8 protein-coding genes and 1 pseudogene are annotated in these 9,097 nt (G+C 73.3%); 5 read left to right on the top strand and 4 right to left on the bottom strand.

What is annotated here, in order from left to right:
* Nucleotides 1-221: 221 nt before the first annotated feature.
* Nucleotides 222-1,148 (top strand): annotated as a pseudogene (locus MPTA5024_RS40275) (helix-turn-helix domain-containing protein); the annotation flags it as partial.
* Nucleotides 1,149-1,166: 18 nt separating this feature from the next.
* Here MPTA5024_RS40275 and MPTA5024_RS43990 read toward each other — a convergent pair.
* Nucleotides 1,167-2,414, bottom strand: coding sequence for an MFS transporter (locus MPTA5024_RS43990; RefSeq protein WP_036331413.1), 1,248 nt, complete (start codon nucleotides 2,412-2,414; stop codon nucleotides 1,167-1,169).
* Between the two features lie 609 nt (nucleotides 2,415-3,023).
* Nucleotides 3,024-4,007 (bottom strand): LacI family DNA-binding transcriptional regulator, encoded by a 984-nt coding sequence (locus MPTA5024_RS32065; protein WP_036331410.1) that lies wholly within the window; start codon nucleotides 4,005-4,007, stop codon nucleotides 3,024-3,026.
* Between the two features lie 161 nt (nucleotides 4,008-4,168).
* On the opposite strand from MPTA5024_RS32065, the gene MPTA5024_RS32060 reads away from it, so the two are divergent.
* Together MPTA5024_RS32060 and MPTA5024_RS32055 are read left to right on the top strand one after the other, a co-directional pair.
* Nucleotides 4,169-5,068 (top strand): amidohydrolase family protein, encoded by a 900-nt coding sequence (locus MPTA5024_RS32060; protein WP_036331407.1) that lies wholly within the window; start codon nucleotides 4,169-4,171, stop codon nucleotides 5,066-5,068.
* Nucleotides 5,065-5,604, top strand: a complete 540-nt coding sequence (locus MPTA5024_RS32055; protein ID WP_036331404.1) for a cysteine dioxygenase — start codon at nucleotides 5,065-5,067, stop codon at nucleotides 5,602-5,604. The genes MPTA5024_RS32060 and MPTA5024_RS32055 overlap by 4 nt, the downstream gene beginning before the upstream one ends.
* Before the next feature lie 4 nt (nucleotides 5,605-5,608).
* Here the strand turns inward: MPTA5024_RS32055 and MPTA5024_RS32050 are convergent, their stop codons facing one another.
* Entirely contained in the window at nucleotides 5,609-6,181 is a 573-nt protein-coding gene (locus MPTA5024_RS32050) for a TetR/AcrR family transcriptional regulator (RefSeq protein WP_232326731.1), read from the bottom strand.
* Between the two features lie 84 nt (nucleotides 6,182-6,265).
* Between MPTA5024_RS32050 and MPTA5024_RS32045 the strand changes: the two genes are divergently transcribed.
* Together MPTA5024_RS32045 and MPTA5024_RS32040 are read left to right on the top strand one after the other, a co-directional pair.
* Nucleotides 6,266-7,081 carry an NAD(P)H-binding protein gene (locus MPTA5024_RS32045; RefSeq protein ID WP_036331400.1) on the top strand — a complete coding sequence of 272 codons (816 nt, stop codon included), beginning with the start codon at nucleotides 6,266-6,268 and terminating at the stop codon, nucleotides 7,079-7,081.
* An 83-nt stretch (nucleotides 7,082-7,164) separates the two neighbouring features.
* A complete protein-coding gene (locus MPTA5024_RS32040; protein ID WP_036331397.1) occupies nucleotides 7,165-7,761 on the top strand; it encodes a Uma2 family endonuclease in 597 nt (198 codons plus the stop codon).
* A 7-nt stretch (nucleotides 7,762-7,768) separates the two neighbouring features.
* Here the strand turns inward: MPTA5024_RS32040 and MPTA5024_RS32035 are convergent, their stop codons facing one another.
* Nucleotides 7,769-8,935 carry an MFS transporter gene (locus tag MPTA5024_RS32035; RefSeq protein WP_232326730.1) on the bottom strand — a complete coding sequence of 389 codons (1,167 nt, stop codon included), beginning with the start codon at nucleotides 8,933-8,935 and terminating at the stop codon, nucleotides 7,769-7,771.
* Between the last annotated feature and the right edge of the window lie 162 nt (nucleotides 8,936-9,097).

Below are 9,097 nucleotides of genomic sequence, written 5' to 3'. Positions count from 1 at the left end.
CCGGCCGGCGGGCCGGCCACCTCCCCGCGCGCCGGCCTCCGGCGGCGTGCGCGTGCGGAGCACAGGACCCACGGCGCGCGGGGGCGGCGCACGGGTTGACGATCTTCCGCTCACGCGCGAGGGCGCTTCGATGGGGCGGCGCCGATCTAGAGTGGACGCGACGGGGAGCCCGTGACGACGGCGTGGTGACGTGGTTTCAGGGGGATGCGGTGGAACTCGTGATGTCCACGGACCAACTTCCCGTGCCCGAGCGGTTCGATCACTGGGTCGAGCACGTCAGCCAGCTGATAGAGCCGCTCGAGGTCAGCTGCGGCGATCCCGCGCGGTTCCGGGGCCAGGTCAGCGCGATGGATCTGGGGGCGGTCCGGGTCTGCCACCACTCGCTCTCCGGCTGCGCCGTCCGCCGCACCCGGTCGGGGATCCTCCGGTCCGATCCGGAGATGCTCCATCTCATACACGTCCAGCAGGGGCGGGCCGTCCTCACGCAGGACCACAGGGGCGCCGAGCTCCCGCCGTCCGGCCTCGCGCTCTCCCAGACGTCCCGGCCGTACGAGCTCCTCGTCCCCGAGGGGCGGGAACCGGCCGTGGCGCTCATGGTGACCTTCCCGCGCGCCCTGCTGCCACTGCCCGCTCGGCGGGTCGACCGGCTCACCGCCGTCCCGCTGTCCGGTCGCGACCACATCGGAGCCCTGCTGTCGGCGTTCCTCACGGCCCTTACCGCCGACACCGCCGCCTACCGGGCACCGGACGCCGTCCGCCTCGGGACCGTCCTGCTCGACCTGGTCACCGCGTTGCTGGCACATCGGCTGGACGCCGGCGCCCCCCTTCCCCCCGACTCCGAACGGCAGGCCCTGCTGCTGAGGATCCAGGGATACATCCAGCGTCACCTCGCCGACCCCGGCCTGTCGCCGGGCACGATCGCCGCGGCCCACAACATCTCGGTGCGCACGCTGCACCGCCTGTTCGAGAGCCAGGAGCTGACGGTGGCGGCGACGATTCGGGCCGGCCGGTTGGAGCGGTGCCGTCGCGACCTGTCGGACCCGTCCCTCGCCCGTCGTCCGATCCACCTCACGGCCGGCCGCTGGGGCTTCCCCGACGCCGCCACCTTCACCCGGACCTTCCGTGCGGCCTACGGGCAGAGCCCCCTGGAGTACCGGAATCTCCTGTCAGGTCGTCGTGACGAGGGGCAGGTCACGCCGGCGGAGGTCGGGCCGGGCGCGGTGCCAGTCCAGCGCCGGGACGAGCCCGACGAGGCAGCCGCCCGCCCCGGCGACGGCGAACGTGAGTGACACGCCGGCGTGCTCGGCGAGCAGGCCGCCGAGGACCATGCCCGCCCCCTGCGAGGTCACCAGGATCGACGACGCGAGCCCCAGCGCGGCGCCCCGCCGGTCCCGTGGGACGACCCGGACGAACTCCGTGTTCGCCGTCACCTGGTAGGAGCTCAGCGCACCGACCACACCCCACAGGAGCAGCGAGGGGACGAACCCCGCGAAGATCGCGGACAGGACGAGCGGGAGGGCCGCGGCGACGGCGAGCGGACCCATCAGCCGGAGCCTCGCCCGCTCGGGCACGAACCGGGTGAGCAGGAAGACCCCCAGGACGTTTCCCACGGGCATGGCGGCCATGAGGACGCCCATCCTCGTCGTCCCGAGGCGCAGCTCCGCCGCGTACGGCGCCGCGAGCACCTCGGGGACCACGTAGAACGCGGCCAGGGTGGCGAGCGCCAGCGGGCCGCGCAGCAGCGGGTCGCGCAGGATGAGGCGGCCGACGCCCCCTCGCCCCGGATCGCCCCCGCGCCCCAGGGCCGCACCGGCACGGGCAGCCGGCCGGGGCCGCAGGCCCGTCCGGGCCACCAGCCCCATGAAGGCGAAGCCCGCGGCGGTCAGTCCGAGCGCGCCGCCCGGTCCGGCCGCTCCCACCAGGACACCCCCCACCGGGAACGCGATCAGGTCGACGACCTGCGACGTGAGGCTGTGGGCCGCCACGCCCGTCGAGTACGCCCGATCGCCGAGCACGTCCGGAAGCAGCGCCATCTGCGCGGCCTTGGCGCACGACTCGATGGTCTGGACGACGAAGACCAGGCCGCACAGGACCGTGAGCGGGATACCCGGCACCGCGATGAGGGCGACCAGCGCGGCGCGCGAGCAGGCGCACACCACGAGCAGCTCGCGGCGCGGGAAGCGATCGGCGAGGCCGCCGAGGAGTGATCCTCCCACGATCGCCGGGAGCAACGTCAGCGCGTAGACCAGGGCGGTGACGGCCGGCGAGCCCGTCCGCTGGAACGCGAGCAGAGCCAGAGCGACCCTGGCGAACTGCGTGCCGAGGCGTGACAGCACCACCAGAGACCACAACGCCCGGAACTCTCCGAGGCGGAAGACGTCGCCGTAGGAAGCGGGCGAAACACTCGCCGCCATCGTGATCCTTCCCATGACATGACTGATCGGCGGCGGCCTCGCGCGTGCCGCCGCCGATCGGTCGTACGGTTGTGATTCATCCCCTGCCGGCGCCCCTGTCCGACCCGGCGAGCCGCCGGGAACAGGCGCCCACCGTCCCCCGGAGGACGGGCAGCGGATGTCGCTTTCCCCGTGGGGGCGAGCCGAGGCTCAGCCCCAGTCCAATCCCTTGCGATCGGTCACGGCGCACCTCCCTCCAGACGGACGCCGTCCCCAACGGCTCAGCCCCACTCGGAACCCCGGTGAGCGGTCACGGCGCACCTCCCTCCAGACGGACGTCGTTCCAACGGGTCAGCGCCACTCGGTGTCACGGCGCATGGCGTACCTCCCCTCGAGGGACGTGACGACCGGTCTCCGGGCTCAGTGCCACTCATTGCTCGGGCGAACTCGCACAACGCACCCCCTCCGGCACTCTGTTCGGAAACACATTGCGACGATCGCACGCGTGCGACCGGAAATCGCTGGACTGGAGTGCCAACCGATTGACGATGCGCGTCAGCTCCTGAGGAGGGCGCCCTTCGGACGCCTGCCATGGCGTCCCGCGGGGTCGGCGCCCTGAGGCCGGATTACCTAGACCGAGCCGCGTTCCCGGAGGTCGGGGGCCTGCACGATGCGGCGGCGGTGGACCTTGCCGTCCGACGCCGCCACGACGAGCCGGACGGCGGCGCGGACGATGCCCTCGAGGTCCCAGTTGACCGTCGTCAGGCCCAGGAGCTCCGACATCGGGTGGTCGTCGTACCCCATCACCGCCACGTCGCCCGGGATCGACCGCCCGAGCTGGGCGGCGGCCTTGTAGACGCCGTAGGCGATCGAGTCGGAGAAGCAGAACACCGCCCCGGGCGGGTCGTCGCCCCCCAGGACCTCGGCGGCCACCCGGGCCGACTCCGCCATGCCCTGCCCCGACGTCCGCACCTCGACGTCCAGGCCGAGCCGCCGGCCCTCGGCCATGACGTGCACGTCCGCCGGCCTGTCCGGGGTGCTGGGGCGGGTGGGGGTGAGCACGGCGATCCGCTCGTGCCCCCGGCAGCGCAGGTACTCCAGCGCCATCGTGACCCCGCGCCGGTTGTCGAACACCACCTCGGCGGCGCTGTGGCCGTTGCTCAGCGCGTCGCCGATGGTCACGATCGGGAGCGACTCGGCGAGGTCTCCCCAGAACAGGGCGGACGGGTCCACCGGCTGCACGATCAGCCCGTCCACCCGCTGGTCGCGCAGCTGGAGCGCCAGCGAACGCTCCCGGGCGGGGTCGCCGGCGGCGTCCAGGATCAGCGCGTACCGGTCCTTCTCCCGCAGCGCGCGCCCGATGCCCACGGCGAGCGACTGCTGCCACAGGTCCTCCAGCGAGCCGCACAGCAGGCCGATCATGCCGGTCCTGCCGCTGGCGAGGGCCCGCGCGATCGGGTGCGCCTCGTAGCCCAGCTCCTCGGCGGCCCGCCGCACGCGCTGCTTGGTCTCCTCGGACACCTGCAGCCCCCGCAGGGCGTAGCTCACCGCCGCGGGTGACAGGCCCGTGGCCTGGGCCACCTCGCGGATGGTCGCGCGCTTGCGGTTGGCCACTCCGTCACCCTATGCCGCGACGGGCTCGCGGTCTTGACACTCCATCTACTGAAGCGTTTCACTGAAACGGCTCACTGAAACGCTTCACCTCATTGACGTCGCGGTACCTCGTGTATTACATGTATTGTCTGTCGGGAATGAGAAGAACCGGGAGGTGAACGATGGCCGTCGATGTGCACCAGCACCTGTGGACGCCGTCGTTCCTGGAGGCCCTGCGGGCCCGCACCCGGCCCCCTGTGCTCGACGGCTGGACCCTCGTCCTGGAGGGCGAGACGCCGTTCGAGGTCGACCCGGCCGACCACGACCTCGACTCCCGGCTCAAGCGCAACGCCGGCCTCGAGCTCGCGCTCGTCTCGCTGTCGAGCCCTCTCGGGATCGAGCACCTCCCGCCCGCCGAGGCGTGGCCGCTCGTCGACGCCTACCACGAGGGCGCCCGCGCGCTGCCCGCGCCGTTCGGAGCCTGGGCCGCCGCCCCCGTCGCCGATCCCGATCCGGTACGGCTCGCCGCGACGCTCGACCAGGGCTTCGCGGGCCTCCAGCTCCCCGCCACGGCGGTCCAGGACGACGCCGGACTCCGGCGGGCGGCCCCGCTGCTCGACGTGCTGGAGGAGCGGGGGCTCCCCCTGTTCGTCCACCCGGGGGCCGCCGCCGGCGGCGCGGCCGGCTCCGAGCCCGTGTGGTGGGCCGCCGTCGTGCCGTACGTCCAGCAGATGCACGCCGCCTGGTACGCCTTCCAGGCCTTCGGCCGCCCCCGGCACCCGCGGCTGCGGGTCTGCTTCGCGCTGCTCGCCGGGCTGGCGCCGCTGCACTCCGAGCGCCAGATCAACCGCGGCGGCCATGGCCGGGGATTGGTGGACCCGGACCTGTTCGTCGAGACCTCCTCCTACGGTCCCCGGGCCGTCGACGCCGTGATCCGCGAGCTCGGCATCGACGTCGTCGTGAACGGCTCGGACCAACCGTACGCCGAGGCGCCGTCGCCGGACCTCGGCGACGCCGCACGGCACGCCATCACGGTGGTCAACCCCCACCGCCTGCTCACCCGGAAGGAGTCGCAGTCATGAGCACGCCCACCGTCCAGGTCGCCGAGAGCTGTGCTCCCTTCGACGAGCTTCCCCCGCGCCCGCTCGATCGCCGCGAACTCTCCGCGCTGGTGGAGGACCTGGCCGCCCGGCCCGAGCTGTGGACGCACCACCTGGGCTTCGAGGGGTCGCAGGACGGGGGACGTCACTACGCCTCCCTCCACCGCGACGCGTACGTGGACGTGTGGCTGCTGTGCTGGCGGCCGGGCGACGACACCGGCTGGCACGACCACGACATCTCGTCGGGGGCCGTCACGGTGGTGGCGGGCGAGCTCAGGGAGTGCAACCCGCGGATCGGCGGCGAGCACCTGGAGAGCCTGGTGACCGAGGGGCAGTCGTTCTCGTTCGGGCCCGACCACATCCACCGCCTCACCGGCGAGTGCCAGGGCACGGTGTCGATCCACGCCTACTCGCCGCCCCTGTGGCGGATGGGGCAGTACTCCATCGACAAGGACGGCATGATGCGCCGGCAGTCGGTCAGCTACGCCGACGAGCTGCGACCGGTCGACCCGGCCTGATCCCTCAGGCGAGCGAGTCGATCCACCGCTCCAGCCGCCGCCCCTCGACCGCCATGAGCTCGGGGTCGCGGAAGGTGTTCGTGAGCAGGGAGATCCCCTGGTAGGCGGCCACCAGCGCGACCGCGAGCTCGCGGGCGTCGTCGCGGCCCATCTGGCGGAACTGCTCCTCGGCCCAGTCGAGCAGCACCCGCATGACCCCGGCCACGGCCCGGTCGAGGCCGTCGTCGCGCTTGTCGAGCTCCGAGGCGAGCGTCCCGGTGGGGCAGCCGTACCGCGCCGCGACCTCGCGCTGCGCCACCCATCCGCGCAGGAGCGCGGTGAGCCGCTCCCGCGGCGCCGGCAGCCGGTCGAGCGCGTCGAGCACCGAGCGCAGGTCGCCCGCGTGCGCGCCGATGGCCGCCTCGACCAGCTGGTCCTTGGTCTTGAAGTAGTAGTAGACGTTCCCCACCGGGATGTCGGCCGCCCGCGCGATGTCGGCGAGCGTCGTCCGCTCCACGCCCTGCTCGTGCAGCACCCGCTGGGCCGCGGCGGCCAGCCGCTCCCGCTTGCCCGGCCGCATCCGTGTTGAGTCAGTCACCTCACTCACTATAGACAACGGCAATCGCGCCACCCTAAGGTTTCGAGTTAGTCAGCCAACTAACTCATATCGAGGGAGACAGACATGATCGTGGTGACGGGCGCGACAGGGAACGTCGGACGGGAGCTCGTGCGGACGCTGGCCGCGGCGGGCGAGAAGGTGGCGGCGGTCTCCCGCACGCCGGCGCCGGTCCCGTACGGCGTGGAGCACCGGCGGGCCGACCTGACCGCCCCCGGCAGCCTGCGCGGCGCCGTCGACGGCGCCGACGCGCTGTTCCTGCTCGTGGCGGGCGACGACCCGGACGCCCTCCTCGGCCTCGCCGCGGCCGGCGGCGTTCGCAGGGTCGTGCTGCTCTCGTCCCAGGGCGCGGGCACCCGGCCCGAGGCCTACCGCCACCCTGTGGCGTTCGAGGACGCCGTACGGCGGTCGGGCCTGGAGTGGACGATCCTGCGGCCGGGAGGCTTCGACTCCAACGCGCTCGCGTGGGCCGAGTCGATCCGGACCTCACGCACGGCGGCCGCGCCGTTCGCCGACGTCGGCCTGCCGTCCGTCGACCCGGCCGACGTCGCGGAGGTGGCGGCCGCGGCCCTCACCGGAACGGGCCACACCGGCCGGACGTACGAGCTGACGGGACCGGCGGCCGTCACCCCGAGGCAGCGGGCCGCGGCGATCGGCGACGCCGTCGGCGCGCCCGTCCGGTTCGCCGAGCAGAGCCGGGAGGAGGCCCGGGCGCGGATGCTCGAGGTCATGCCGGAGGCCGTGGTGGAGGGCACGCTCGCCATCCTGGGCGACCCGCTGCCGGCCGAGCGGGCGGTCAGCCCGGACGTGGAGCGCGTCCTCGGCCGCGCGCCGCGCTCCTTCGCCGACTGGGCGGCCCGAAACGCCGCCGCCTTCCGCTGACCCCGCGCCCGGCTGGAGCGGTCCTCGACGGGAAGTAATCCAACGACCACAAGCCGTTACACAGCGGCGCTACCCTTGGTGTCATGACGAGCCTCCTCGATGACTGGCCCCACCCCCGCTCCGGCGGATGCGGCGACGACGACGGCGGCCCGCAGGCCTCCGACGACGGGGAGGGCGAGCTCGGCGTCCTCAGGCACGCCGAGCTCGTCGACGGCTCGATGATCTTCATGGCCCCGCAGATGCGCTTCCACGAGCGCATGCTGTACGGCCTGCGCACGGTCCTCAACGCGCAGGCGCCGGGAGACGTGGTCGCGGTCAGCAGGATGGACGTGCGGCTGGGCCGGCACCGCCGCACCTGCCCCGACGTCTCACTCGTCGACGACCTGGCCGCCGCGGACGACGCCCGGACCTACTACCTCCCGGAGGAGGTACGGCTGATCATCGAGGTCGTCGCCCCGGAGACCGAGGAACCCGACCGGGACGTCAAGCCCCGGCACTACGCGGCGGCCGGGATCCCCCACTTCTGGCGGGTGGAGAACTCGGGCAACCGGCCGTTCGTCTACTCCTACGACCTCGACGCCGCCACGGGCGCCTACCAGGTCACCGGCATCCACCACTCCCGCATGACCGTGGACGCGCCCTTCCCCATCGACATCGACCTGGAACGGCTCCCCCGCTAGCGGGCCGTCAGGAGCGCAGCTCCTCGATGGCGGCGGCCGGGACGACGGCGGGAGCCGGGCGACCGGCGACGACGCCGGTCGCGATCTGCACGACGCAGGCGGCGGCGCCCGCGAGCAGGGGGACGGTCCAGCCGCCGGTCGCCTCGTGCAGCAGGCCGATGGCCAGCGGGCCGAGGGCGGCGAGCACGTACCCGCTCGACTGCGCGACGGCCGACAGCGCCGTCACGGAGGCCGCGTCAGGGGCCCGCAGCGCGATGATCAGCAGGGCGAGCGCGATCGACGCGCCCTGCCCGAGGCCCAGCACGATCATCCACAGCCACGGGACGGTCGCGGGCGCGAGCAGCACCCCGGCGTAGCCCGCGATCGTGAGCACCCCGGCCACGACCACGTGGGGGACCTGGGAGAGGGCCTTCCCCGCGTGCACGGGCACGGTGAGGGTGGCCGCGATCTGGGCGATGTTGGTCAGGCTGAGCAGATACCCGGCCTGGTCCGCGGGGATCCCGGCCGACTGGAAGATCGTCGGCAGCCAGGCCAGCACGATGTAGAACGTGAGCGACTGAAGGCCCATGAACGCCATGACGAACCAGGTCGTCCGGCTGCGCAGCAGGGCGCGGTACGGCCGGTGCCCGGCCCGCCCGCCACCGCCGTGCCTGCGGACGGCCTGGGGAGCCCACAGGGCGACGGCCGCGAGGGCGAGCACGGCCGCCGAGCCGGCGGCGGCCCGCCAGCCCGCCCGCTCCGCGAGCGGTACGGCCGAGGCCGAGGCCACGGCGGCCCCGCCCACCAGGAACGAGACGTAGACCCCCGTCATCAGGCCGATCCGGCCGGGGAAGTGCTGCTTGACGATGCCGGGCATGGCCACGTTCATGATCGCGATGGCCGTGCCGGCCAGGGCGGCGCCGGCGTACAGGGCCACGAGGCCGGGCGCGCTGCGCAGCGCCACCCCGGCGGCGAGGAGGACCAGGCCCGCCAGCAGCGTGCGGTCGAGGCCCATCCGGCCGGCCAGCGCCGGGGCCACCGGGCCGAGCAGTCCCAGGCACAGCACCATGACCGTCGTGATCGCCCCGCCCTGGGACGGGGTCAGACCGAGGTCGGCCATGATCGACGGCAGCAGCGGCGACACCCCGGCCAGCGCGGGCCTGAGATTGAGGGCGGCCAGGACGAATCCTGCCACCAGCAACACGCGTCCCCTATTGGCCATAATCCCCCTTTTCACCCCCCAAACCATACAGATGTGAAGATGCGCGGCCACGAGGGGTCGCGTGACGCGGCGCCGCACATGAGTCCACCATGTGTGACAACGTTGTCAGCAGGCCTGATATGGGAGATGATCCGG

This window comes from Microbispora sp. ATCC PTA-5024, from assembly GCF_000511135.2.
In the GTDB taxonomy this organism is placed as follows: Bacteria; Actinomycetota; Actinomycetes; order Streptosporangiales; family Streptosporangiaceae; genus Microbispora; species Microbispora corallina.
The sequence above is the reverse complement of the archived record's forward strand: the minus strand, read 5'-3'. Positions and strand labels throughout refer to the sequence as shown.

Bases quoted from the DNA above. Each gene is read 5' to 3' on its own strand.
- MPTA5024_RS43990 (WP_036331413.1), bottom strand. From the start codon at position 2,414: ATGGCGGCGAGTGTTTCGCCCGCTTCCTACGGCGACGTCTTCCGCCTC.
- MPTA5024_RS32060 (WP_036331407.1), top strand. From the start codon at position 4,169: ATGGCCGTCGATGTGCACCAGCACCTGTGGACGCCGTCGTTCCTGGAG.
- MPTA5024_RS32055 (WP_036331404.1), top strand. From the start codon at position 5,065: ATGAGCACGCCCACCGTCCAGGTCGCCGAGAGCTGTGCTCCCTTCGAC.
- MPTA5024_RS32045 (WP_036331400.1), top strand. From the start codon at position 6,266: ATGATCGTGGTGACGGGCGCGACAGGGAACGTCGGACGGGAGCTCGTG.
- MPTA5024_RS32040 (WP_036331397.1), top strand. From the start codon at position 7,165: ATGACGAGCCTCCTCGATGACTGGCCCCACCCCCGCTCCGGCGGATGC.